Origin of the sequence: Rahnella sp. AA (assembly GCF_002834385.1) — a bacterium.
GTDB lineage: Bacteria > Pseudomonadota > Gammaproteobacteria > Enterobacterales > Enterobacteriaceae > Rahnella.
Genome location: NZ_PITQ01000004.1, coordinates 78,163 through 101,700, shown reverse-complemented (window position 1 = coordinate 101,700; position 23,538 = coordinate 78,163). Strand labels below are relative to the sequence as shown.

General features: G+C 50.5%; 24 protein-coding genes and 1 tRNA gene. 12 read left to right on the top strand and 13 right to left on the bottom strand.

The window, feature by feature from the left end:
• Positions 1-22: 22 nt before the first annotated feature.
• Positions 23-99: transfer RNA gene (locus CWS43_RS11380), tRNA-Val, on the bottom strand.
• Between the two features lie 219 nt (positions 100-318).
• Positions 319-1,692 (bottom strand): MATE family efflux transporter, encoded by a 1,374-nt coding sequence (locus CWS43_RS11375; RefSeq protein ID WP_101077066.1) that lies wholly within the window; start codon positions 1,690-1,692, stop codon positions 319-321.
• 254 nt (positions 1,693-1,946) lie between these two features.
• Between CWS43_RS11375 and CWS43_RS11370 the strand changes: the two genes are divergently transcribed.
• Entirely contained in the window at positions 1,947-2,600 is a 654-nt protein-coding gene (locus CWS43_RS11370; RefSeq protein WP_101077065.1) for a riboflavin synthase subunit alpha, read from the top strand.
• Between the two features lie 85 nt (positions 2,601-2,685).
• Here CWS43_RS11370 and cfa read toward each other — a convergent pair whose 3' ends face one another.
• Positions 2,686-3,837 carry a cyclopropane fatty acyl phospholipid synthase gene (cfa, locus tag CWS43_RS11365; protein WP_101077064.1) on the bottom strand — a complete coding sequence of 384 codons (1,152 nt, stop codon included), beginning with the start codon at positions 3,835-3,837 and terminating at the stop codon, positions 2,686-2,688.
• A 364-nt stretch (positions 3,838-4,201) separates the two neighbouring features.
• Positions 4,202-5,413 (bottom strand): purine nucleoside transporter PunC, encoded by a 1,212-nt coding sequence (gene punC / locus CWS43_RS11360; RefSeq protein WP_101077063.1) that lies wholly within the window; start codon positions 5,411-5,413, stop codon positions 4,202-4,204.
• Positions 5,414-5,549: 136 nt separating this feature from the next.
• Between punC and punR the strand changes: the two genes are divergently transcribed.
• The gene (gene punR / locus CWS43_RS11355; RefSeq protein WP_101077062.1) at positions 5,550-6,494 is read left to right on the top strand and encodes a DNA-binding transcriptional activator PunR; all 945 of its coding nucleotides are present in this window, start codon (positions 5,550-5,552) and stop codon (positions 6,492-6,494) included.
• On the opposite strand, the gene purR is transcribed toward punR, so the two are convergent.
• Positions 6,495-7,520: an HTH-type transcriptional repressor PurR gene (gene purR, locus CWS43_RS11350; protein WP_101077061.1), complete on the bottom strand. Its 1,026-nt coding sequence runs from the start codon at positions 7,518-7,520 to the stop codon at positions 6,495-6,497.
• Positions 7,521-7,854: 334 nt separating this feature from the next.
• Here purR and CWS43_RS27760 point away from each other — a divergent pair, with 334 nt between their 5' ends.
• The gene (locus CWS43_RS27760; protein WP_101077060.1) at positions 7,855-7,944 is read left to right on the top strand and encodes a YnhF family membrane protein; all 90 of its coding nucleotides are present in this window, start codon (positions 7,855-7,857) and stop codon (positions 7,942-7,944) included.
• A gap of 165 nt (positions 7,945-8,109) precedes the next feature.
• Here the strand turns inward: CWS43_RS27760 and CWS43_RS11340 are convergent, their stop codons facing one another.
• Positions 8,110-9,012 carry a C40 family peptidase gene (locus CWS43_RS11340; protein ID WP_101077059.1) on the bottom strand — a complete coding sequence of 301 codons (903 nt, stop codon included), beginning with the start codon at positions 9,010-9,012 and terminating at the stop codon, positions 8,110-8,112.
• Positions 9,013-9,475: 463 nt separating this feature from the next.
• Between CWS43_RS11340 and CWS43_RS11335 the strand changes: the two genes are divergently transcribed.
• Positions 9,476-9,817, top strand: coding sequence for a Grx4 family monothiol glutaredoxin (locus CWS43_RS11335; protein ID WP_015697793.1), 342 nt, complete (start codon positions 9,476-9,478; stop codon positions 9,815-9,817).
• A gap of 92 nt (positions 9,818-9,909) precedes the next feature.
• On the opposite strand, the gene rnt is transcribed toward CWS43_RS11335, so the two are convergent.
• From rnt to CWS43_RS11320, 3 genes are all read right to left on the bottom strand, one after another.
• Positions 9,910-10,626 carry a ribonuclease T gene (gene rnt, locus CWS43_RS11330; RefSeq protein ID WP_101077058.1) on the bottom strand — a complete coding sequence of 239 codons (717 nt, stop codon included), beginning with the start codon at positions 10,624-10,626 and terminating at the stop codon, positions 9,910-9,912.
• Between the two features lie 104 nt (positions 10,627-10,730).
• Positions 10,731-11,138, bottom strand: coding sequence for a lactoylglutathione lyase (gene gloA / locus CWS43_RS11325; protein ID WP_101077057.1), 408 nt, complete (start codon positions 11,136-11,138; stop codon positions 10,731-10,733).
• Between the two features lie 162 nt (positions 11,139-11,300).
• The gene (locus CWS43_RS11320; RefSeq protein ID WP_101077056.1) at positions 11,301-12,392 is read right to left on the bottom strand and encodes an alkene reductase; all 1,092 of its coding nucleotides are present in this window, start codon (positions 12,390-12,392) and stop codon (positions 11,301-11,303) included.
• A 409-nt stretch (positions 12,393-12,801) separates the two neighbouring features.
• Here CWS43_RS11320 and CWS43_RS11315 point away from each other — a divergent pair, with 409 nt between their 5' ends.
• Together CWS43_RS11315 and CWS43_RS11310 are read left to right on the top strand one after the other, a co-directional pair.
• Positions 12,802-13,041, top strand: a complete 240-nt coding sequence (locus tag CWS43_RS11315; protein WP_101077055.1) for a DUF1289 domain-containing protein — start codon at positions 12,802-12,804, stop codon at positions 13,039-13,041.
• 131 nt (positions 13,042-13,172) lie between these two features.
• Positions 13,173-14,069 (top strand): aldo/keto reductase family oxidoreductase, encoded by an 897-nt coding sequence (locus CWS43_RS11310; protein ID WP_101077054.1) that lies wholly within the window; start codon positions 13,173-13,175, stop codon positions 14,067-14,069.
• 20 nt (positions 14,070-14,089) lie between these two features.
• On the opposite strand, the gene CWS43_RS11305 is transcribed toward CWS43_RS11310, so the two are convergent.
• The 3 genes from CWS43_RS11305 to CWS43_RS11295 are packed head-to-tail and all read right to left on the bottom strand — an operon-like array spanning position 14,090 to position 17,233.
• Positions 14,090-16,141, bottom strand: a complete 2,052-nt coding sequence (locus CWS43_RS11305) for an FUSC family protein (RefSeq protein ID WP_101077053.1) — start codon at positions 16,139-16,141, stop codon at positions 14,090-14,092.
• 8 nt (positions 16,142-16,149) lie between these two features.
• A complete protein-coding gene (locus tag CWS43_RS11300) occupies positions 16,150-17,007 on the bottom strand; it encodes an HlyD family secretion protein (protein WP_101077052.1) in 858 nt (285 codons plus the stop codon).
• Between the two features lies 1 nt (position 17,008).
• Positions 17,009-17,233, bottom strand: coding sequence for a DUF1656 domain-containing protein (locus CWS43_RS11295; protein WP_101077395.1), 225 nt, complete (start codon positions 17,231-17,233; stop codon positions 17,009-17,011).
• Positions 17,234-17,427: 194 nt separating this feature from the next.
• Here CWS43_RS11295 and slyA point away from each other — a divergent pair, with 194 nt between their 5' ends.
• The gene (slyA, locus tag CWS43_RS11290; protein ID WP_101077051.1) at positions 17,428-17,862 is read left to right on the top strand and encodes a transcriptional regulator SlyA; all 435 of its coding nucleotides are present in this window, start codon (positions 17,428-17,430) and stop codon (positions 17,860-17,862) included.
• A gap of 115 nt (positions 17,863-17,977) precedes the next feature.
• Here slyA and CWS43_RS11285 read toward each other — a convergent pair whose 3' ends face one another.
• Positions 17,978-18,448 (bottom strand): glycine zipper 2TM domain-containing protein, encoded by a 471-nt coding sequence (locus CWS43_RS11285; RefSeq protein WP_101077050.1) that lies wholly within the window; start codon positions 18,446-18,448, stop codon positions 17,978-17,980.
• 395 nt (positions 18,449-18,843) lie between these two features.
• On the opposite strand from CWS43_RS11285, the gene anmK reads away from it, so the two are divergent.
• The 5 genes from anmK to pdxY all read left to right on the top strand — a co-directional run bounded on the left by anmK (position 18,844) and on the right by pdxY (position 23,516).
• Positions 18,844-19,962 carry an anhydro-N-acetylmuramic acid kinase gene (gene anmK, locus CWS43_RS11280; RefSeq protein ID WP_101077049.1) on the top strand — a complete coding sequence of 373 codons (1,119 nt, stop codon included), beginning with the start codon at positions 18,844-18,846 and terminating at the stop codon, positions 19,960-19,962.
• A gap of 84 nt (positions 19,963-20,046) precedes the next feature.
• A complete protein-coding gene (locus CWS43_RS11275; protein WP_101077048.1) occupies positions 20,047-20,358 on the top strand; it encodes an MliC family protein in 312 nt (103 codons plus the stop codon).
• A gap of 103 nt (positions 20,359-20,461) precedes the next feature.
• Entirely contained in the window at positions 20,462-21,127 is a 666-nt protein-coding gene (gene pdxH / locus CWS43_RS11270; protein WP_015697780.1) for a pyridoxamine 5'-phosphate oxidase, read from the top strand.
• A 149-nt stretch (positions 21,128-21,276) separates the two neighbouring features.
• Entirely contained in the window at positions 21,277-22,551 is a 1,275-nt protein-coding gene (gene tyrS / locus CWS43_RS11265) for a tyrosine--tRNA ligase (RefSeq protein WP_101077047.1), read from the top strand.
• A gap of 104 nt (positions 22,552-22,655) precedes the next feature.
• Positions 22,656-23,516, top strand: coding sequence for a pyridoxal kinase PdxY (gene pdxY, locus CWS43_RS11260; RefSeq protein ID WP_101077046.1), 861 nt, complete (start codon positions 22,656-22,658; stop codon positions 23,514-23,516).
• Positions 23,517-23,538: the final 22 nt, after the last annotated feature.

Sequence of the window (23,538 nt, the reverse complement as noted above, 5' to 3'; positions counted from 1 at the left end):
GCAACGGTACTGCGAGAAAAATTGGTGCGTCCGAGTGGACTCGAACCACCGACCCCCACCATGTCAAGGTGGTGCTCTAACCAACTGAGCTACGGACGCATCGTTTTTCTTTTTTGTCAGCCAGCGTTGGCGACGGGGACGAATATTAACGACCTCTCCGAATGCTGGCAAGGGAAAAAAGACATTTTCCTGTCATATTACGTGTGACTGTCGAGCGAATGCGCATTGCGTTGTTTTTTTAGGCATAACGGCCAGTGAAATGCCTGAAAAATTTAGTGCTGTAGCCGGTCGCTTTAGCAAGCAGGCCAAAAGCCCCGCTTAGCGGCCAGCTTTTTGCAAAATAGTAAAGCAGGGCTGTTTTTGTAACCAGCGCATGCGCAGCGTCATCATGACGGCGGCAAAAGTGAGCCCCAGAATAAAGCCGCACCAGAAACCACTCGGCCCCATGCGGGGAACCAACAGATCGGTTAGTCCGAGGGTATACCCGACGGGTAATCCCAGTACCCAATAAGCGACAAACGTAATATAAAAAATCGAACGTGTGTCTTTATAACCGCGCAGGATGCCACTGCCGATTACCTGTATCGCGTCTGAAATCTGGAACAGCGCAGCAAAAATCAGAAGATGTGATGCAAGTGCCACCACTTCAGGGGCGTCGTTATAAAGTGATGCGATATGTTCGCGGAAAAGAATCGCCGTCGTCGCCGTACAACACGCCATGAGAATACCCGTCCCAATACTGGTATAAGCAGCGACTTTTGCACCTTCAACGGAGGATTCCCCCAACCTTGAGCCGACGCGGATCGTGGCTGCGACACCCAGTGACAGGGGAACAACAAACATCAGTGACCCGACGTTGAGGGCGATCTGGTGGCTGGCCACGGCGACAATACCCAGCGGAGAAACGAGCAGGGCAACGATGGCAAAAAGTGTGACTTCGAAGAATAGCGCCAGTGCGATAGGCATGCCCAACTGAATCAGGCGGCGCAGCGTCGGCCAGTCAGGTTTGGCGAAACGCGAAGGCGCGGCAATATCTTGCAATATACGATTATGGCGTACATATAAGCGCATCATGAAAAACATGATCCAATATACCGTTCCTGTGGCGACGCCACAGCCGACGCCGCCGAGTGCGGGTGCACCTAATTTTCCGTAGATGAAGATATAGTTAACCGGGATGTTCACCAACAAACCGATAAAGCCGAATACCATCCCCGGTTTAGTTTTCGACAATCCTTCACATTGGTCACGTAATACCTGGAAGAACAGGTATCCCGGTGCACCCCACATAATGGCGTGCAGATACCCGACGGCTTTCTCTTTCAGTTCAGGATCAATATTGTGCATCAGACCGAGAATATGATCGCTCTGGTACAAAACGGCAATGATCAGGACTGATACGCCACAAGCAAGCCAGAAACCCTGCTGCACCTGATGGCCAATTTTATCGCGTCGTCCGGCACCGTTTAAATGTGCGACCGTTGGCGTCAGTGACAGCAGCAAGCCGTGTCCGAACAGAATTGCTGGCAACCATATTGAGGTCCCGACTGCAACCGCCGCCATGTCTGTGGCACTGACGGAGCCTGCCATTATTGTGTCGACTACACCCATGGCGGTTTGGGCTATTTGCGCAAGGATGACCGGAATGGCAAGTGCTAATAAAACTCGCGCCTCTGCAAAGTACTTCTGCACAGATACACCTTTTTTGTTGATTTATTTGAATAAAAAACGCCACAAAAGATGACATTAAAGAGTGGGAAATAGTCCGAAGATTGTACATTGTCGGTATTTTTAAGCAAACGAAGCTGTTAATGCCTGGTTAAATAATGAAATCAAAGCACAGGGTGCTATTTCTTCCCGTCAGGGTTTGGCTTTCCATTAATTCTGCGGCAAACTGACGAAAGTGAGTTTTTAATACAGCAGATTTAAACATTGAGGAAAAGGCTATGTTTACCGGAATTGTACAGGGGACCGGAACGGTAGTGTCTATCGACGAAAAACCTAACTTCCGTACCCATGTTATTCGTCTACCTGAAGATATGTTGGATAACCTGCAATTGGGTGCATCCGTTGCGCACAACGGGTGTTGCCTGACTGTCACTGAAGTTAACGGGGATTTAGTCAGCTTTGATCTGATGAAAGAAACCCTGCGCCTGACAAATCTGGGTGATCTGAAAGAGGGAGATCAGGTTAACCTTGAACGTGCGGCTCGCTTTAACGATGAAATTGGCGGGCATTTAATGTCTGGTCATATTATTTGTACGGCGGAAGTGGCGAAAATTTTGACGTCAGAAAATAACCGGCAGATCTGGTTCCGTATGCCGCATGAAGATCTGATGAAATATGTATTACATAAAGGTTATATCGGGATTGATGGTATCAGTCTGACCATCGGTGAGGTAACGCGCACGCGTTTTTGTGTGCATTTAATCCCCGAAACCCTGCAGCGCACTACGCTTGGCACCAAACGTCTTGGCGATAAAATTAATATCGAAATTGATCCGCAGACGCAGGCAATCGTGGATACCGTTGAGCGGGTGTTAGCCAGTCGTGAAGCTGCAATTGCAACGGCGCAGGCGATGATCGAAAAATCAGAGTGATTTTTGTCTGCCAGATTGTTTAATAAAAGAAACCGGACGCTCAGGTCCGGTTTTTCTCTACAGGCTCACCCGAAAAACGGCAAGCTTAACGCGGAACGCGAATCCCACCATCCACCCCTTCCGGGCTGAAAACGACTTGCCAGAGCTGAATATCACGGGCTCGGAATGCACCCGCACACGCATTGAGGTAATAGGTGAACATACGATGGAAACGATCACCGTACCGCTCTGCCAGTTCCGGCCAGTGTTTCTGGAAACGTTCATGCCACGCCATCAGAGTACGATCATAATCCGCACCGATGTTGTGCCAGTCTTCCATCACAAACAGTGACTCACTGGTTTGCGCGATTTGCTGCACCGATGGCAGACAACCATTCGGGAAGATATATTTATCAATCCACGGATCGACGTTCAGATCCGTTTTATTCGAACCAATAGTATGCAGCAAGAAAATGCCGTCAGGTTTGATATTACGTTTGGCGACATTAAAGTAGGTTTGATAATTTTTAGGCCCTACATGTTCGAACATCCCGACTGAAACGATGCGATCGAACTGATCGTTGAGGTCACGGTAATCCTGTAACAAGATAGTGACATCCAATCCTTCACAGCGTTTTTGCGCCAGCTTTTGTTGTTCAGCTGAAATTGTAACGCCGACAACGCTGACGCCATAATTGCGTGCCGCAAATTCAGATAATCCCCCCCAGCCGCAGCCAATATCCAGCAAGCGCTGACCGGGTTTCAATTGCAGCTTATCGCAAATCATCCTGAGCTTGGCTTCCTGCGCTTCTTCAAGCGTCGTGGCATCTTTCCAGTAACCACAGGAATACTGCATATACGGGTCGAGCATCAGTGTGAATAAATCGTTGCCCAGATCGTAGTGTTCTTTCCCGACAATCCATGCACGCTTACGGGATTGCAGGTTAGTGAGACGTGCTGCTGCGATACGCAATGTGTCTTTAAAATGGTGGGGGAGTTTATTTTCCAGCCCGGCGCGCAGCACACGCTGGAAAAATATATCAAGACGATCGCATTCCCACCAACCATCCATATAGCTTTCACCCAGACCCAGAGAACCTTCCTGCAAAACACGCTTAAAAAAGTCAGTGTTTTTTACTTTAAGGTCGAAAGGGCGATTACCATTTACCTGAATGTCTGCCATTGCCAACATCTCGCTGGCTATTCGATACCACTGATTGTCCTGAATGCTTTGGTCTTCTATACACGATGAACTCATAGCTTCTCCATCACTTTCTCTTCTGACTTATTAACCTGCCGGGAAAAGCAAAGGCTATTTTTTGCAGGTCTTTATGAGAACAGACGACTACCGTCTAGTCCGATATCCGACACCAACAGAGGAAATTAGAAGAACGCCTGCTCGCCAGGTGGATGACGGGCAGGGAAATCATCCCTGAAAACGTAACAGAAAAATAGTGTGACGCAATCCGCGCGCCAGAGCTAAGTATGTAATAAAAGTTTTGTAAAAATGCTATTTTATTTGGTTTTGTTGAGTATAGGCTCGCTGACAGGCATTCTCAATAGTTAATCGTCACGAATGAAAATGTCCATTAAGTTATTGTTACTTATGGTTATTATTGCGATTAATTGACCTGCCGTGTGCGAGCTTTCTGCTCTGTCGTTTGTTCCGCATTGCATATCTTTTCATCATGCAGAGACAACCAGCGGCCCAAAACTACCAAGAACAGTGTAGACAGCATGGTGCTGACTGTCGCCATTAATGGTTGCACAATAAATGCGGAAACCAGCAAGCTCGCGAGGAAGCAAAGGCCTAACTGGAGGGTATTTTGCAACGCTGCCGCTTTGCCTGTATTAGCAGGAAATGGCATTAATGCATTTGCGACAACAATTGGATAGATAGCTCCATTCACCAAAGCCATCAAACAGAAGGGGATCAACAGGCTCACCAACCCGGCATCGGTGAACATGGCAAGACAAAACAGGCTAACAATGCTTACGCTGTACCCGGCCAGTAACCAGGGTAAAATCTTATTTCCGTCCAGCTTACTGATCAGTACGCGGCATCCGAATCCTCCCAGCAGGAAGGCTATCGTCTGCGGGACATAACTCAGGCCAATCACACCCGGCGAATATCCCATATCACTTAAAATAAATGGTGAACCGGTCAGCCATGCGAAGAAGCCCGCGGAACAGGCGGCATAGATCATGACATTCCCGCCGTAAACGCGCGATTTCAGCAGCGTCATAAACCCGGCCTTGTCTGCTAAGACTTGTTGCGCTGGTTTGTTTTCACGCAATGTAAATGTGGTAATCAGCAGAAAGGTGGCAACGACGGTCAGCAAAACAAAGATGGCTTCCCAGTCAAAATGATTCAGCATCCAGGCACCGAGCAAAGGCGCAAGTGCAGGCGACAGCGCGACCAGAGGCATGATGCTGGCGAAAGTTTTTTTGGCCACACCGGCTGAGAAGCGGTCTACCACGAGCGCCTGCCAGGTGACAGCTGCGGCACAAACGCCGATGGCCTGCAAAAAACGTAAGGCGAGAAGGGCGCGCACGTTTTCTACCCAAATAACACCCAGGCAGCCGACCGCAAACAATGTCAGGCCGATGAGCAGCACCGGTTTGCGACCAATACGGTCGGATAATGGCCCCCATAATAATTGCCCGACAGCGAATCCACCGAGAAAAATACTCAGGCTGGCGCTAATCATGCCCGGAGTGGTCATGAGGCTGGTTTGCATGGCACTGAAGGCCGGAAGGTACATATCAGTGGCTAAAAAGCCGAGCATGCTCAGGCCAGCAAGATAGAGCATAAATCCAAAAGAGGGTTTCATCATTGTCTCGTTAATTTATTTATTGCAGATGATTTGACGCGGAAATCGTATCGGATGCGGAGTTTAACGCTTTGATAACAGACTTGTGAAACGCTAATATTTGAACTCTGCTATCAAAAAAATTGAAGGCTAGATTATGTGGTCAGAGTACGCACTTGAGGTTGTGGATGCCGTCGCAAGAACCGGCAGTTTCAGCGCCGCCGCGCAAGATTTGCACCGCGTTCCTTCTGCCATCAGCTATACCGTACGACAGCTTGAACAATGGCTGGCCGTTCCATTGTTTGAACGCAGGCACCGCGATGTGGTCCTGACGCCGGCCGGAAAGATTTTTGTCGATGAAGCGCGGATTCTGACAAAAAAAATGATAGCTACCCGCCGTCAGTGTCAGCAGGTCGCGAACGGGTGGCGCGGAGAATTACGTGTGGCCGTTGACCGTATCGTCAAACCCGCGCGGACGCGACGCCTGGTGCTTGATTTCTACCGTCATTTTCCGGACACCGAACTCATCATTCATTCGGAAGTCTTTAACGGCGTCTGGGACGCGCTGGTTGACGGACGGGCGGATGTCGCCATCGGCGCAACGCGGGCGATCCCCGTCGGAGGCCGGTTCAATTTCCGCGATATGGGTTTTATGGACTGGCATTGTGTCGTCAGCGCACAACATCCGCTGGCGCAGACGCAGGGTGTACTGAGTGACGATCAGCTGCGGCCTTATCCGGCGCTTTGTCTGGAAGATACATCGAGAACGCTGCCCAAACGCGACACCTGGACGCTGGATAACCAGCGGCGGCTGGTGGTTCCCGACTGGACGTGTGCGCTGGAATGTCTGAACGAAGGTTTATGTGTCGGCATGATGCCTGTTCACCGTGTGGCACCCTGGATTGAACAGCAGAGGTTGCAAGTTCTGGCGCTGGAGAATGCTTTTCCTGATAGCCCGTGTTGTCTGACCTGGGATCAGAGCAATCCATCGCCTTCACTGGCCTGGTTGCTCGATTATATGGGGGATACCGAAACAATGAATCACGAATGGCTACGTGACAGTTGCGAAAAAACGCCTGCAAGCGCAGGCGTCAGGAGGTGATCAGCGGCGATAGTCCCGGTACGGGCCATCAGCAACAGACCGGCGCTCGACCAGTTTCGGATGAACCTCAATGGTTTGCGATTCTTCGCGTTTGCTGACAATACGATCCAGCAACATGGTAAAGGCCATTTCCCCCAGGCGTTCTTTCGGCTGGTGAACCGTGGTCAACGCCGGTGAGAAATAACGGGCGTTGCGCACATTGTCATAACCAATCACGGAAATATCCTGTGGAACGCGCAAACCCAACTCATCGGCTGCACAGATGGCGCCCATAGCCATGACGTCACCGCCGCAGAAAACCGCCGTCGGGCGATGTTTCTGCATAAGAATTTTGTGCATTGCCTGATAGCCGGATTCCGGCTCAAAATCACCCTGAACCACCCATTCTTCGCGTACAGGAATATTGGCCTCGGTCAGCGCTTTCACAAAACCCTGGAAGCGGCCGCCACCGGTATTACGTGCCAGTTGCCCGGGAATAACGCCGATATCACGATGCCCGCGCTCAATCAGGTAGCGGCCAGCCATATAACCGCCCTCGAAGGCATTATCTATAATGCTGTCAGTGAAGTTTTTGCGCGCTTCGCCCCAGTCCATCACAACCATTGGGATTGAGCGGTACTCTTCCAGCATATTAAGCAATTCGTCCGGATATTCCGCACACATCACCAGCAGGCCGTCGACGCGTTTTTGTGCCAGCATTTGCAGATAAGCTTGCTGTTTTTCCAGATTGTTATGCGAGTTACATAAAATCAGCGTGTAGCCTTTGGAGAAGCAGCTGTTTTCAACCGCTTCAATCACTTCAGCAAAGTAAGGCGCTTCGCTGGACGTCGCCAGAAGGCCAATAGTTTTGGTGTTATTAACCTTCAGGCTACGCGCGACGGCACTCGGCGAGTAGTGCAATTCTTTGATTGCCAGGAGGACCGCAGTTTTGGTTTCTTCGGCGACGAAACGTGTTTTATTGATGACGTGCGACACGGTTGTGGTGGAAACGCCAGCGCGCTTTGCGACATCTTTAATCGTTGCCATGTAAACAATGACTCCTGAACTCACGTGTTTCAGCACGTTAGCATTATGTTAATCGTTTGCTTGCGTGGATTTAACTGCTGGCTTCGGAAAGGGCAGTGAAATCGTTGGGTGGATCCTTTCAGGGTGAGGCGTGAAATGCTCTCGGGTGAAATCAACCGGCACACAGGCGTGGTAACCAACAATTTTCTCTTATAATGCAGGAAAGTGGAAGTAAAATTGTCAGAGTGACGTTGTCATTCAACACAAGATTTTAAATGCGAATTGTGAGAAAATGCGTTGGCACACATTTAGTGTGGCTAAGAAAATGCCACAACTTGATCCGTAAGGGGGTTTGATGGACAGCAACCTGAAATTTTCTTTGATCACTACGATCTGCGCTTTGCTCATGATCATGGCTTTCAGCTTCACCGCGATCATGAACTGATTTGCGCGAAAGCCGCAATAAAAAAGGGCGATTACCTATAACAGGAATCGCCCTTTTCAATTTTACGCAGTGACCCTTTTCGCCGACACTCTTCCTTGCAGAAACTCTTCGTTAAATGCTATTCGATAGCTGATTAGCGAAACTTCATACTTAACGAATTGTTTATTATCGGATCGTTTTCGGGGTCATTACCCGACGTGCGCCCACATAGTGATCTTGCCAGTAATCGTCACCCAGTGAGGTGATTTTAATGTCTTCACCTGACCGTGGGGACTGGATGAATTTGCCGTTCCCCACGTAGACACCCACGTGGTCAGCAGCACCGCGATTATTGATCCGGAAGAATACCAGATCACCGCTTTCCAGTTCAGCGCGTTTGACCGGAGCCGCATCGCGCAGGTGGTACATTTCATTTGCTGTGCGTGGCATCTTAATACGAATTAAATCTTTGTAAGCGTAATAGACTAAACCACTGCAATCAAAACCTGTATTGGGTGACGTTCCGCCCCAGCGGTAAGGTTTTCCGACCTGGTGCATCAACTTCGTCATCGCGGTTTGCTGTGCGTGCTGATAACGTTTTTTGTGTGTCGCACTGAGTGTTATTGGCTTACCGTCTTCTTCACGTAACTTTTTGCCTTTGCGGTGACGTCCATAAGCTTCTTTCTTACTGACTTTCTCACTGCTGTTTTTTGCAAGCGTTCGGGTTTTGGTTTCTTTCTCTGTTTTCGCCTCGGCCCGCGTTGTCTTAAGTGTCTTTTCTTTTTTACTTTCGGCCCGTGTGGCTTTCACTGTTTTTTCAGAAGATGTCTTTCGCTTAACCAGTTCGGTGCTTTTGACTTTCTTCTTCGAAATCTTTTCCTGAGTTTTAGTTTCTGAAACCGGTGCGACTTTGGTTTTCTTACTGGTTTTCGCGGCTACCGTTTTTCGCTTTCGGCGTTCTTCCGGTGTGGCCTGGTTTACATGACTCTTTCGCTGATCGGCAGCGACGCGAGCCTGCGGCGACGCATGAGCCATATTTAAGAACAGCTGGGTAAAGAGCAGCACAAAAAGCGTGAACAGTAAGCGCATAGCTTCGTTACCATGAGTGGTAGGGTTAAACATCAGGGATGTCAGAGTATTGCCTAAAAGAACCAGACAAAAAAGCACGAATTGCCTCGATTCTAGATCATATTGTGAGAAAAAGTTAATAGCTTTTTTTATGTCGAAATAACCGCCATTTTTAGTCAAAAAAATAACCGTTTTTCATCCAGTTAATATTTGAGTTAAAGAATGGAATTTTGCAAATCTGACATTATCGTTGAATGCCAAAAATGTTATTCTCGATGAATGTTTAAATATGTGAGCCTGAACGCAAGCGCTGAAAATTGTTTAATAAAATGCCACTATTGAGAAAGACCACACAAAAAATGGCGTTTTTATCTGATGGCTGCCATCGTTACAATAGAAAGTATTGTGATTGCGCACTGTCTTTGTGTGCTGCGCGTGATGAGTAATGACCGTGACAGCCTCTACCGGCTTGAGGAAGCAAGAAATGACCACTCCAACAATTGAAAAAATTCAGAAGCAAGTTTCTGAAAACCCGATTTTACTGTACATGAAAGGCTCACCAAAACTGCCAAGCTGCGGTTTTTCCGCTCAGGCTGTTCAGGCACTTTCTGCCTGTGGTGAACGCTTTGCTTACGTGGATATCCTGCAGAACCCGGACATCCGCGCTGAGATGCCGAAATTCGCTAACTGGCCAACCTTCCCGCAGCTGTGGGTGGATGGTGAGCTGGTCGGCGGTTGTGACATCGTGGTTGAAATGTTCCAGCGCGGTGAGCTGCAACAGCTGATTAAAGAAACGGCTGAGAAATACAAATCTTCTGAAGAGTGAGTTCAGAAGATCGCTTTCCATTGCTGAAAGCAAAATGAAAAAGAGCGACATGTTGTCGCTCTTTTTTTGTCAGCAGTGCGGCAGAAAACGCCTTACTGTGGGTTTTCTTCTGGTGTGGTTTCGGCTTCCGCTTCGTCTTGCGAAAGTGCCAGTGGCCATCCGCCCAGACGTTTCCAACGGTTCACCAGCTCGCAAAACAGTTCTGCGGTGCGTTCAGTGTCATACAGCGCAGAATGTGCCTGGCTGCTGTCAAAAACCATTCCTGCGCTGATACAGGCTTTTGCCAGAACTGTCTGCCCAAGCACCAGTCCGCTTAAGGCTGCCGTATCAAACGTGGCAAAAGGGTGAAAAGGATTGCGTTTCAGGCCGGCGCGCTCTGCGGCCGCCATCAGGAAACTGTGATCAAAATTGGCATTGTGCGCCACGATAATTGCACGATTACAGTTCTGCTCTTTCATGCCTTTACGGATGACTTTGAAAATCTCGTGCAGAGCCTCGTACTCGCTCACTGCGCCACGCAGAGGATTGGTCGGGTCTATGCCGTTAAAAGCCAGGGCTTCCGGCACCAGCACCGCTCCTTCAAAAGGCTCGACGTGGAAATGTACGGTCTCATCGCTTTGCAGCCAGCCGTCCTCATCCATCTTCAGCGTGATTGCCGCAATCTCCAGCAGCGCATCAGTTTGGGCATTAAATCCGGCAGTTTCTACGTCGATAACCACGGGATAAAAACCACGAAAGCGGCCTCTCAGGGCGTTAATGTCACTATTCTCGGCCATTAGTTTCTTATCTTCATCGAATTCAGCGCGCATTATGACAAATTTTTCCGACGGTTGCAGGGCTGCGGCAAAAATTGGGCAATAAAAAAGGGCGCCGTTGCGCCCCTGTCAGCGTTCAGGGCTTTTCCTGATGGAATTTAGTTACCTAAACCTTGACCTGCGTGTTTGGATTCGATCAGCTCGATTTTGTAGCCGTCAGGATCTTCAACAAAAGCGATAATGGTCGACCCGCCTTTTACCGGGCCGGCTTCACGAGTGACTTTCCCGCCAGCATTGCGGATGTCATCACAGGTCTGCGCTACGTTATCCACGCCTAATGCAATATGGCCGTACGCGGTGCCAATGTCGTAGCTGTCAACGCCCCAGTTATAGGTCAGTTCGATCACTGCACCTTCGCTTTCTTCGGTGTAACCGACAAATGCCAGAGAATATTTGTACTCAGTATTTTCGCTGGTACGCAGCAGACGCATGCCTAAAACGTCAGTGTAAAAGCTGATTGAACGCGGCAGATCGCCAACGCGGAGCATGGTATGGAGTAAACGCATAATTTCCTCTTTAGTTGCAGGATGATGATTATTAGTTCAAGCCTAACTGATAGCGGCCGCTTTGTCCGTAAAACGACGCTCAGTTGCTGAATGACTGACCAAAAAAAGCGGCAACCGGAGGGCATCGGCTGCCGCAAAGAAGGCGTAAAAGTTTATTATTGATTACAGAGTTGGGTAATCGGTATAGCCCTGAGCACCGCCGCCGTAGAAAGTTTCAGGTTTGGGGTCGTTAAGTGGCGCGTGAGATTTCAGACGCTCGACCAGATCCGGGTTCGCGATATAGCTGCGGCCAAAGGCTACCGCATCGATGTAACCTTTTTCGATCAGCTCTTCGCCTTTCTCCGCTGTGTAAGCACCCGCCCCGACAATCACGCCCTGATAATGTGCACGAATGACGGCACGGAACTCAGCGGTATAAGGTTTACCGCCCGCCCAGTCAGGTTCTGAAATGTGCAGGTAGGCCAGTTTGCGTTTGTTCAGTTCGTCCAGCAGATAAATTGCCGCTTGCTCCTGATCCTGACCGTTATCCAGGCCGTTGAACGGACCCATCGGGGAAATACGGATACCAACGCGATCGGCACCGATGGCGTCAATGGCAGCATCTACCACTTCAAGCGTCAGGCGCGTACGGTTTTCAATGCTGCCGCCGTACTGGTCTTCGCGCAGGTTAGATGCCGGAGACATGAACTGATGCAACAAATAACCGTGCGCCGCATGCAGTTCGATGTAATCGAAACCGGCTTCTGCAGAACAGGCCGCAGCATGGCGGAAGTCATTGATGATGCCCGGGATTTCACTGAGTTCAAGTGCTCGCGGTGTCGGGCAATCAACACGAACAGCGTGACCTTGTTCATCGCGCAGGCTGGTGCGGGTGTTCGGGTTGACCGCTGACGGTGCAACCGGAGTCTGGTTGCCAGGCTGAACACTGTTATGGGAAATACGGCCGGTGTGCCATAGCTGAACAGCGATATGACCGTTTTTCTGATGTACACCCGCCACAATTTTTTTCCATGCGGCAACCTGCTCAGGGGTATGCAGCCCTGGCGCGCCGGCATAGCCTTTCGCCTGGAATGACACCTGGGTGGCTTCGGTAATAATCAGGCCTGAACTGTGGCGCTGAGCGTAGTATTCCCCCATCAATGGCGTAGGGATATCCCCCGGCTCAATGCTGCGCAAACGGGTAAGAGGAGCCATAAAGACGCGGTTAGGCAGCGTATTTTTGCCAACAAGGATCGGCGTGAAAAGCTTGGACATTTCAGTAACTCCGCAGTTAACAGATTGATCAGTATGAGATTAAAAATAGTCATTAACCCTACGACCCATTATTCATGATCTCTTTCTACCGCATCTGATGGCCCTGTGACTACGCGCACGGTGCCTTTTCATGAAACAGGCTGTCCTGAGTGGCATTTCAATCCATGAATAAAAGAACACAAAGAAAAAGAGCCGGCGGGTGCCGGCTGAGGTGAGGGCAAACATCTGTTTTCTTGGTTATTGCATGCGAAACAGTAGGGCCGTTTTCCGACAGATAAAAACAGCTAACCGAACGGTAGCAGCTCTGTGTTGCAGATATTTGAAGAATGGAACCCGTGGTGCTAATTCATCTTGCGGGAAAGCCAGAAAGCGTCTTGAATAAAAGTTCACCGTTATTTGCGGAGGGCATGTGGCCCAGCAACTTGAGTTTTTCGATATCCCCAGCCCGTGTCGTGGCATTTGCCAGGCCGATGAGCGCGGTTATTGCCGTGGTTGCCTGCGCAGCCGGGAGGAACGCTTTGGCTGGATGAAAATGACTGACATGGAAAAACGCCACGTGCTGCGTTTATGTCAGCAGCGTTTGCTGCGTCAGCAACGGGCAGGAAAACAGCCGGACGAGCCATTGCCTGAACAGCCAGAACTGTTCTGAGGTTTTTTCTGTCCACCGGAACCGTGACGGACGTCCGCTTCTTTGCGATTCTTGCGCTTCGAATCAATACAGCGTCACGGGCGTTGTGTATTCTGTTGGTCGAAAAATCGAAAAAACATAAGGGATTCATTATGGAAGCACGTACCCTGATCTCACCTCAAGGCCCCGAGTTCTCGACACTGATTTGTGGTTACTGGCGGCTGATGGAATGGAATATGACGCCGCAGCAGGTTTTGGCCTTCATGGAGCAACATATTGAGCTGGGCATTACAACGGCCGATCACGCTGATATTTACGGAGGTTATCAGTGCGAGGCCGCGTTTGGTCAGGCTCTGCGCCTGAAACCTTCTTTGCGTGAAAAAATGCAGCTGGTCAGCAAATGCGGTATTGCAACCACGGCCAATCCTGACAATAAAATCGGCCATTATGTTACTGACAAGCATTACATCGTGGAACGTGCTGAGAAATCGCTGAGCAACTTGCACACCGATCATCTGGATTTACTGCTTATCCATCGTCCTGATCCGCTGATGGATGCTGACGAAGTGGCTGAAGCATTCATCCAACTGCATAAAAGCGGCAAAGTGAAGCACTTCGGCGTATCCAACTTCACGCCAGCACAGTTCAGCCTTTTGCAGTCGCGCCTGCCATTTTCTCTGGTCACCAATCAGGTGGAAATTTCGCCGGTTCATCAGCCTGCCATCCTCGACGGAACCTTAGATCTCTGCCAGCAACTGCGTATCAAACCGATGGCGTGGTCCTGCCTGGGAGGCGGTCGCCTGTTCAGTGAGGCAGAATTCCAGCCTCTGCGTAACGAACTTCAGACCGTAGCCCACGAAATCGGCGCGGACACCATCGAACAGGTGGTTTATGCGTGGGTGATGCGCCTGCCCTCACAGCCGCTGCCGATTATCGGTTCAGGTAAAATCGAGCGCGTGACCTCTGCATTGAAATCATTATCTCTTGAGATGACCCGTCAGCAGTGGTTCCGCATTCGCAAAGCAGCACTGGGCTACGACGTTCCATAACCCGTTTTGAGTCGTACCGGTCAGGTGGGTTTTGTGGCAGTGAGTGCGGGACCCGCCGGGCCATCATCCGTAGAGATTGCCTGCTGTAGCTGCGATAACGAACAATATAAACGCCAGATCACACCTGCCAGTTCACGCGCGGCAAGCTCAGGATGATGCGCAAGTGATTCACTCATACGCAGCAATTCAGCCAACGTGGCATCCAGATTTCCGTGGCTGACGCCGCGTTCCGTCATCACGCCTTTCAGGCAGTGAATGCATACGTCACGTACCGCAGACAGCGGATCAGAGCGGGTTTCCCATTCACGTAATTGCCAGACGATGTGGCTGCAGTTGAGCAGTACGACACCCCAGCGCAGCAACCAGGTGCGGGAGAGTTTATCCTTACTCTGGTTGAGCTGATTCATCCGATGATAAATCAGGGATTCAAACTGGAAATGGCTGAGTGCAGGCCTGCGGCTGAGCTGATCCATAAAGTCCCGCCGCAGCGCGCGAATAATACGCCGGCTTTTACGTTTATCAGAACTGGGGCGTAATACCTGAAATGCAATTCCCGCCAGCATCACTCCTGCAATTTTGGCAACGCCGTCATTCATAAACGACCCATAATCGAAATCCGGCGGGTTAGTGACGGCTAAAAACGAGCCCATAAAGACAATCATCTGCCCCCATAGCCCGGCGTACCGTTTGTATTGCAGCTTCATCATCTGCATTGTTACCAGCATCGGCAGGAAGAAAGCGCAAAACACCCAGAAATTATCAATTTGCACCATCAGGCCAAATTTCAGCAAAAAACAACCAATGAACAACAGTCCGAGCGATTTGAGTAAGAGCGTGATACTGCCGATAGGCGATGCGGTCGAAGAATAAAGCACACAGGTTACGGCAGTCAGCGCGACGGCACCTGCGCCTGAATCCCACTGCGTAGTCATCCAGAATGCACAACCGATTACGATACATAAGAAAGTGCGCAGCCCGTTGTAAGCGGCTTCAAGGGTGTCGGTATGTTGTGCCAGGTGGCTGATTTTCGGCGGCTGAATATTTTCGATTTCCATCACATTGGCATTTTCCACCCTGCGCAACCAGCGTTCACTCCGCAAGTACAGCCAGCAAAAATCACGCAGCCGCAACCAGAAGGCCTGATGACGGAAATCCGACGTATCCTGCGGCTTAATGTGAGACAGGATTTTCGACAGCTTATATTTATCAGTGTCAGGTTTACGCAATTCATCGAGTAAAACAGCCAGGACGTCAGGCAGATTTACAGGCGGGTGTGGCCAGCTCAATAACATCCTGCGCAGGCTGGAAATATAACTGGTCATGCGTAACTGGTGATGCAGCAGGTAATTGAGCACATTGTTTTGCCGGCGTAACCGGTAATGGCTCCAGAACGCCTGGATGCGCAGCAGATTCATGGTCAGGATTTGTCCAATCAGACCCTCGTGCGATGTGCGGATCTGATCGGTGATTTCCGCACGCCACAGTAATTGCGCGTGCTCCAGCAACTGGGTGTGCATTTTGCGCAGGGAGGTCAGCAACGCATCACCGTCTGATGTGCTTGGAAGAACCATCATCATAAAACCGCCGCACAAAATCCCGGTGATAACCTCACCGACACGCGCCTGGGCGATATCAAAAATCTGCGTCGTGTCAGTTACATCGACAGTTGAAAACGCAATGATGGCGGCGGTATAACCCGCCAGTGCAAAGGCGTAGGAAACGTTATTCTGATAGTGGTTGGAGATGTAAGTGCAGATGCCAAGCCACGCGGCGATGGCAAAAGTGAATAACCAGGGGTCATTCAGACAATGGCCGGCAATAAAAACCGCGCCCATTGCGCCCAGCAGGCTGCCAATAATCCGGCCAATGCTTTTACTTATAACACCCCCGACCGTTGGAAAACTCACCACCGCTGCGGATGTCAGTGCCCAGTAAGGCTCGTCCATCTGGAATTCAAACGCGATATACAGTGAAAGCACCATTGCGATGGAATTGCGCAGCGCATATCGCCACTGGCCACTTGTCGCTTTTCCCCAAGGGGTATTTTTCCATTCGAGCCAGGAAAGGTTCACAGCGGGCCTTAATGATGGATTGAAATCGTGCAGGTGGTTCCGGCAACCAGAACAACGTGTTCAGGGACATTTTCCAGTTTTATGCGCACGGGGACGCGCTGTGCGAGGCGAACCCACGGCACATTCGGTTTTACATTCATCAGCAAATCTTCCGGTGTGTCGAGACTCTGGTCATAAATGGCCCGGCCAATACTCTCGACCTGGCCTTGCAAAGGGATATTGCCGTTAAAAAGCGTAATGTCTGCCGCACTGCCTGCACGGATATTCTTTAGCTTTGTTTCTTCGAAATAGCCGAGAACATAGAAAGAATGGATATCAACCAGGCCGACCAGTGGTGTGCCGGTTGTGGCATAGTTTCCCCGGCGGGTTTGCAGATTGGTGATGTAGCCATCCGTCGGCGCGACAATATGGGTTTTACTCAGATTCCAGCGAGCCTGTTCCAATGAGGCCTGCGCAGCCTGGTATTGTGCCTGCATCGCTTTGGCGCTGATATTCGCCTCATCCAGAGATTCTGCCGAAATGACATTCGTGCCCAGCCCGCGCCGCCGCCGGGCTTCATGATTAGCTTTGTCTAAATCGGCGGCGGCTTTTAACACGGCGGCTTGAGCATTATCGACGGCGATTTGAAAAGGAACGGGATCCAGGCTGAAGAGTGGGTCACCGCTTTTAACAAACTGATTATCGTGAATATCGATTGCAATAATTCGTCCGGAAACCTCGGGGGTGATATCCACAATATCGGCGCGTATCTTTCCGTCCCGCGTCCATGGCGACTGCATATAATAATTCCACATCCACCAACCTGCGCATATTGCGACCGCGAAAACCAGCACGGTAGAGAAATATTTGAGTGTCTTAAATTTCATTTCAGATGTTCACCATGAGTATCAGCGCGGCGCAAATAGAGATCACAAAAAGAGATAAATCCATCAGGGTGGGATGCCAGACTTCGCCAGAATAAATCCAGTCACGCAGCAGCCGGTGTATCAGAAGCCAGATTACCAGTCCCAGTAAAAAAGCTTTGAACATCGGGGGGAAATAAAGTGAGGCACCCAGGACCAGATCCGGTAGTGAGAAGCCTGAGTGGAACATTTGCGCATTCACAATATTAATCTCTGCGAGTGATTGTGTTATAAACAAGTTTAAATTTGGGAGCAGAGCTGTCGCTTCCGGATGCAATAGCAGCTGTCATTATATATTGAATTGTAATTTCTCGATTAAAGTTCCTAAAACTAAGCTAAACTCTGGGGAGTTATCTTAGCATGCTAATTATAAGGAGGGGATAATTGGAATCTAATCTGGGGTCAGATCTAGCACGATTAGTTCGTGCCTGGCGTGCGTTGATTGACGATCGGCTAAAACCATTGGAACTCACGCAAACACATTGGGTAACACTACATAATATCAATATGTTACCGCCTGAGCAGTCTCAAATTCAGCTGGCAAAAGCGATAGGAATTGAGCAACCGTCTCTGGTTCGTACACTGGATCAATTGGAAGAAAAGAAGCTAATAACCCGTCAGACGTGCGCAAGCGATCGACGTGCGAAGCGTATCAAGCTGACTGAAGAAGCCGCTCCGATCATCAATGAAATGGAGTCGGTTATTGATTCCACCCGCAAAGAGATCTTGTCCGGCATGTCTTCTGTAGAAATCGAACAACTGGGGGGAATGTTATCCCGGTTGGAAAAAAATATTGCTTCCCTGCAAAGCAAATCATAAGAATCGATTGTTTTATTATTACGCCACACAGCGTCGCTTTTGTTCTACGTGTAAAGTCTCACCCATAAAAAAACCGAAGCCATTGGCTTCGGTTTTTTGCTTTGGCTCAGAAAAATCAGGCGCCCGGGGACACGGTAATCGTGCTGCCGCTGCTGGCCATACTGACACGCTGGCCGACGCTGAATTTCGTTGTGCCCACTTTCTGGACCACCTGAATGGTTGTGCCGTCATCACGACGGATTTGCAATTCCACGCCCTGAGAGCGGTTAAGCGTACTTTGCACACCCTGGCCTGCAACACCACCGGCTACTGCGCCTGCTGCTGTCGCCAGGCTACGCCCGGTTCCGCCACCGACCGTATTGCCCAGGAAGCCCCCTAACACGGCACCACCGAGTGCGCCGACAATATTCGCATCATCTCCGCCCTGGATTTGTACTGCACGTGTGGAAACGATAGTCCCATAGGTCACTTGCTGAATCTGCTTCGCCTGAGATGCGGAGTAAACATCGCCAGACAGAGAATTATCGCTTACGCAGCCTGCAAGAGAAACGCCCGCAAGTGCGACGACAAGTAAACGCTTAATCATAAATAGCTCCTTTTTTGTGCTGCTGCACATCTTAAGAGTAGCGGCAACAGCAGAGAAAAAACGGTACACGGTTCAACATCAGTGTCGAGGGGTGTCATATAACATATTCACTTCACTTCCTCCAAGTATACAGGAGCCGTGTTCAACTAATAATAAACGCTGGTTTCAGTTTTAGACAGTAATGTGCCAAATCAAAAATACGCACAGTTACTGATGTTATTGCTTGTTTTGCATAGTGAGTATTTTCAAAAATAAAAAATCGTAACAAGAAAAACACGGAATCATCACAGGGTGTAATAAAAATTCAGTAACTCGTGGCGTTATCCGGCAAATACCGATTACTCTGTGGTTATTACGTTGCCGACCATTTTCCTGCGGAGTTAAGGATGTTATCAATGAAGTCAGGTCGCTATATCGGAGTGATGTCCGGCACCAGTCTGGACGGTGTTGATGTTGTGCTGGCGGCTATCGACGAACGCATGGTCGCACAGCAGGCAAGCTATTCGCATCCTATTCCCCTTGCTCTGAAGAACGCCATTTTGGGTATGTGTCAGGGACAACAGGTCACGCTGGAGCAGGTGGGTAAGCTTGATACCCAGCTTGGGATACTGTTTGGTGAAGCGGTTTTGGGGTTACTGAAAAGTGCAGATATCTCGCCTGAAGAAGTCACCGCCATCGGGTGTCACGGGCAGACGGTCTGGCATCAGCCCAAAGGCGAAACGACATTTTCGATGCAACTCGGAGATAACAACCGGATTGCGGCTATGACCGGAATTACGACGGTGGGGGATTTCCGCCGTCGCGATATGGCATGGGGCGGGCAGGGCGCGCCTTTGGTGCCCGCGTTCCATCAGGCTTTGCTGGCACACCCGGTTGAGCGGCGAATGATCCTCAACGTCGGCGGTATTGCGAATCTCTCGATGCTTTTACCCGGCCAGCCAGTGCGCGGGTACGACACCGGTCCGGGGAATATGCTGATGGATTCGTGGATCTGGCGTCACCTGGCGCGGCCTTATGATAAAGACGCTGAGTGGGCAAATCAGGGGCGCGTGAATTTACGTTTGTTACAACAAATGCTCTCGGATCCTTATTTTGCCGAACCTGCGCCGAAAAGCACCGGGCGTGAATACTTCAATATGGCGTGGCTGGAAAAACAGCTGACACGCGCCCCTGAAATTTCAGCAGCAGATGTGCAGGCTACGCTGGCTGAGCTGACGGCGGTGAGCATCTCCGAGCAAGTTCAGCTGGCTGGTGGATGCGATCGTCTGATGGTGTGCGGCGGTGGAGCACGCAATCCGCTGCTGATGGCGCGCTTATCCGCTATGTTGCCGGGGACCGAAGTTTGTACAACGGATGCCTGTGGCATCAGTGGCGATGACATGGAAGCACTGGCATTTGCCTGGCTGGCCTTCAGAACGCTGTCCGGCCAACCAGGGAATTTGCCTTCGGTGACCGGCGCAAGCCGCGAAACATTGCTGGGCGCAATTTACCCGGTCGTTTTATCCCGCGCCTGATACGTTCTCGGTTTTATCTCAATGTGCTGCGCGCGCCGGCGTGGTACATAAAGGAGATAAACAAAGAGCATCAGGGAGCACTGAATGAAAAAGGCGATTATCGCTTCGTTAGCAGGATTAACGCTGGCAGGATGTAGCCAGTTTAGCCATCAGGCCGAAAGCCCGACAGAAGAATTGCATTACCAATGCGGTACGTTACCGCTGACTGTCACGCTGGATAAACCGGCGCAGCAGGTGAGCATGGTGCTTGACGGCGAACAGCTGAAACTCAAACAGGTCGAAGCCGCTTCAGGAACCCGTTACAGCGATGGCCGCTACACCTTCTGGTCGAAAGGCAATCAGGCCTTTGTTCAGCGCGGGGAAAACGTGATTATCGACGATTGCCTGCAGAAGTAGCCCCGCATTTCCCTTTCCAGAACCCCGCGTCAGGAACATTGAGATCCTGACGCTGCGGGTGCACAATGCGTTTTACCTTCATTCAATACGCAATTAAATCCATATGTCTGATAACAAAGAGTTTGATATTGCGGACTCGCGCCGTGAATACACCCGTGGCGGGTTACGTCGCGCTGATTTAACCCCGGAACCGCTGCCTTTGTTTGAACACTGGCTGAAACAGGCCTGTGATGCCCGTCTGGCAGACCCGACGGCAATGGTTGTCGCGACAGTTGATGAACGTGGTCAACCTTTCCAGCGAATCGTGTTACTTAAACACTATGACGAGAAAGGGCTGGTGTTCTATACCAATCTGGGGAGCCGAAAGGCGCAACAGCTGGCAAATAATGCACGCATCAGCCTGCTGTTCCCGTGGCATATGCTGGACAGACAAGTGATCGTCCTCGGCCAGGCAGAACGCCTGTCGACGCTGGAAGTGATGAAATACTTCACCAGCCGTCCGAAAGACAGCCAGATCGGCGCCTGGGTTTCGCAGCAGTCGAGCCGTATTTCGGCACGTGGCGTGCTGGAAAGCAAATTCCTCGAACTGAAACAAAAATTCAGCAACGGCGAAGTGCCGCTGCCGAGTTTCTGGGGTGGTTTCCGCGTCAAAGTGGATTCGATGGAATTCTGGCAGGGCGGCGAACATCGCCTGCACGATAGGTTTATCTATCAGCGCGATGAAGCAGAAACAGAAACTGGTTGGAAAATAGACCGCCTCGCACCCTAACCACGAAAAAACTCGCGATTTCCTAGCGCTCGGACGACGGGCGCTTTATTCTATGTCGTTCCCCGTAAAGGTGAGAGAAAAGGCACATGCGCGGCATGATGTCAGACATGAATCTGCACACATTCAGTACATAATTAACGGAGTCTTTGATGGCGAGCAGCAACCTGATTAAACAATTGCAAGAGCGGGGCCTCGTTGCCCAGGTAACGGATGAAGAAGCGTTAGCTGAGCAACTGGCGCAAGGGCCAATTGCACTCTATTGCGGTTTCGATCCTACCGCAGACAGCTTGCATTTGGGTCATCTGGTGCCTTTGCTGTGCCTGAAACGCTTCCAGCTGAACGGCCACAAACCGGTTGCGCTGGTCGGCGGTGCGACCGGCCTTATCGGTGATCCAAGCTTTAAAGCCACTGAACGTAAACTGAATACCAACGAAACGGTCAACGAGTGGGTGGAAAAAATCCGCCAGCAGGTTTCTCCTTTCCTGGATTTCAGCTGTGGCGAAAACAGCGCAATTACCGCGAACAACTACGACTGGTTTGGCGGCATGAACGTGCTGACTTTCCTGCGTGATATCGGTAAACATTTCTCCGTTAATCAGATGATCAACAAAGAAGCGGTGAAACAGCGTCTGAACCGTGATGACAGCGGCATTTCCTTCACTGAATTCTCATACAACCTGCTGCAGGGGTACGATTTTGCAGAACTGTACAACCGCCATCAGGTGGTCTTGCAGATCGGCGGTTCCGACCAGTGGGGCAACATTACGTCCGGTATCGATTTAACCCGACGCATGCATCAGAAACAGGTCTTCGGCCTGACCGTTCCGCTTATCACCAAAGCTGACGGTACTAAATTTGGTAAAACTGAAGGCGGCGCAGTCTGGTTGGATCCGAAGAAAACCAGCCCGTACAAATTCTACCAGTTCTGGATCAATACCGCGGATGCTGACGTTTACCGATTCCTGAAGTTCTTCACTTTCATGAGTATTGAAGACATCAATGCGCTGGAAGAAGAAGATAAAACCAGTGGTAAAGCGCCGCGCGCGCAGTACGTACTGGCCGAAGAAGTGACGGGTATGGTTCACGGTGCTGAAGGTCTGGCGGCGGCGAAACGTATCACGCAGAGCCTGTTCTCCGGTTCCCTGAGCGAAATGACGGAAGTCGATTTCGGCCAGCTGGCGCAGGACGGCCTGGAGCTGTTCGAAGTACCGCGTGATACCGACCTGCAGCAGGCGCTGGTGATTGCCGGTATGGCACCGTCTAAAGGCCAGGCGCGTACTATGATTTCTTCAAACGCGGTTTCTGTGAACGGCGAAAAACAAACTGACACCGAGTATAACTTCGCCGAAGGTGATCGGTTGTTCGGTCGTTATACCCTGCTGCGTCGCGGTAAAAAGAACTATACGCTGCTGCTTTGGGCGTAAGTTTTAGGCCGGAAGAACGGAGGGCTGAAGAGCCTTCCGTTTTTGTCCTCTGATCTTAGTTATCCCGCCATCATCCCCGATGACGTTGCAATCGGAAGTTCTTCATGAAAAACATTCTTTCCATCCAGTCACACACCGTTTTTGGGCATGCAGGTAACAGTGCGGCTGAATTCCCTATGCGTCGCATGGGCGCAAACGTTTGGCCGCTGAACACCGTTCAGTTTTCCAATCATACACAATATGGTCACTGGACCGGCTGCGTGATGCCCGCCAGCCATCTGACCGAAATTGCGCAGGGAATTGCGGAAATTGATCGTCTGAAAGATTGTGATGCGGTGCTGAGTGGTTATATCGGTTCACCAGAACAAGGGCAGAGTATTCTGGAGATTGTCCGCAAAGTAAAAGCGGCGAACCCTGATGCCTGGTATTTTTGTGATCCGGTCATGGGCCATCCGGAGAAAGGCTGCATTGTGGCACCGGGCGTGGCGGAGTTTCATTGCAACCAGGCGCTGGTGAACTGCGATATCGTTGCGCCAAACCTGCTGGAGCTTGAACTGCTGAGCGGTCATGCGGTGGCAAGTGTTGAAGAGGCTGTTGCTACCGCCCGTGAGCTTATCGCCAAAGGCCCGAAAATAGTGCTGGTGAAACATTTAAGCCGCGCGGGATATCACAGCGATCGCTTTGAAATGTTGTTGGTGACGGCGCAAGAAGCCTGGCACATCGACCGGCCACTGGTCGATTTCGGCGTGCGCCAGCCTGTGGGTGTTGGCGACCTGACCAGCGGATTATTGCTGGTGAATCTGCTGAAAGGTGAGGCGCTGGATAAAGCACTGGAGCACGTTACTGCTGCCGTTTATGAAGTGATGCTGGCAACCCATGCAATGGGCGAGTACGAGCTACAAGTCGTTGCCGCGCAGGACAAGATGGTGAAACCAGACCACCACTTCCCGGCAGTAAAATTGTAATGCGCGCATAAAAAAACGCCCC

Coding starts and splice junctions, on each gene's coding strand:
- cfa (WP_101077064.1), bottom strand. CDS start 3,837: ATGAGTTCATCGTGTATAGAAGACCAAAGCATTCAGGACAATCAGTGG.
- CWS43_RS11370 (WP_101077065.1), top strand. CDS start 1,947: ATGTTTACCGGAATTGTACAGGGGACCGGAACGGTAGTGTCTATCGAC.
- pdxH (WP_015697780.1), top strand. CDS start 20,462: ATGTCTGATAACAAAGAGTTTGATATTGCGGACTCGCGCCGTGAATAC.
- CWS43_RS11285 (WP_101077050.1), bottom strand. CDS start 18,448: ATGATTAAGCGTTTACTTGTCGTCGCACTTGCGGGCGTTTCTCTTGCA.
- anmK (WP_101077049.1), top strand. CDS start 18,844: ATGAAGTCAGGTCGCTATATCGGAGTGATGTCCGGCACCAGTCTGGAC.
- CWS43_RS11320 (WP_101077056.1), bottom strand. CDS start 12,392: ATGTCCAAGCTTTTCACGCCGATCCTTGTTGGCAAAAATACGCTGCCT.
- CWS43_RS27760 (WP_101077060.1), top strand. CDS start 7,855: ATGGACAGCAACCTGAAATTTTCTTTGATCACTACGATCTGCGCTTTG.
- tyrS (WP_101077047.1), top strand. CDS start 21,277: ATGGCGAGCAGCAACCTGATTAAACAATTGCAAGAGCGGGGCCTCGTT.
- punR (WP_101077062.1), top strand. CDS start 5,550: ATGTGGTCAGAGTACGCACTTGAGGTTGTGGATGCCGTCGCAAGAACC.
- punC (WP_101077063.1), bottom strand. CDS start 5,413: ATGAAACCCTCTTTTGGATTTATGCTCTATCTTGCTGGCCTGAGCATG.
- CWS43_RS11340 (WP_101077059.1), bottom strand. CDS start 9,012: ATGCGCTTACTGTTCACGCTTTTTGTGCTGCTCTTTACCCAGCTGTTC.
- pdxY (WP_101077046.1), top strand. CDS start 22,656: ATGAAAAACATTCTTTCCATCCAGTCACACACCGTTTTTGGGCATGCA.
- CWS43_RS11335 (WP_015697793.1), top strand. CDS start 9,476: ATGACCACTCCAACAATTGAAAAAATTCAGAAGCAAGTTTCTGAAAAC.
- CWS43_RS11310 (WP_101077054.1), top strand. CDS start 13,173: ATGGAAGCACGTACCCTGATCTCACCTCAAGGCCCCGAGTTCTCGACA.
- purR (WP_101077061.1), bottom strand. CDS start 7,520: ATGGCAACGATTAAAGATGTCGCAAAGCGCGCTGGCGTTTCCACCACA.
- CWS43_RS11275 (WP_101077048.1), top strand. CDS start 20,047: ATGAAAAAGGCGATTATCGCTTCGTTAGCAGGATTAACGCTGGCAGGA.
- CWS43_RS11295 (WP_101077395.1), bottom strand. CDS start 17,233: ATGTTCCACTCAGGCTTCTCACTACCGGATCTGGTCCTGGGTGCCTCA.
- rnt (WP_101077058.1), bottom strand. CDS start 10,626: ATGCGCGCTGAATTCGATGAAGATAAGAAACTAATGGCCGAGAATAGT.
- CWS43_RS11300 (WP_101077052.1), bottom strand. CDS start 17,007: ATGAAATTTAAGACACTCAAATATTTCTCTACCGTGCTGGTTTTCGCG.
- gloA (WP_101077057.1), bottom strand. CDS start 11,138: ATGCGTTTACTCCATACCATGCTCCGCGTTGGCGATCTGCCGCGTTCA.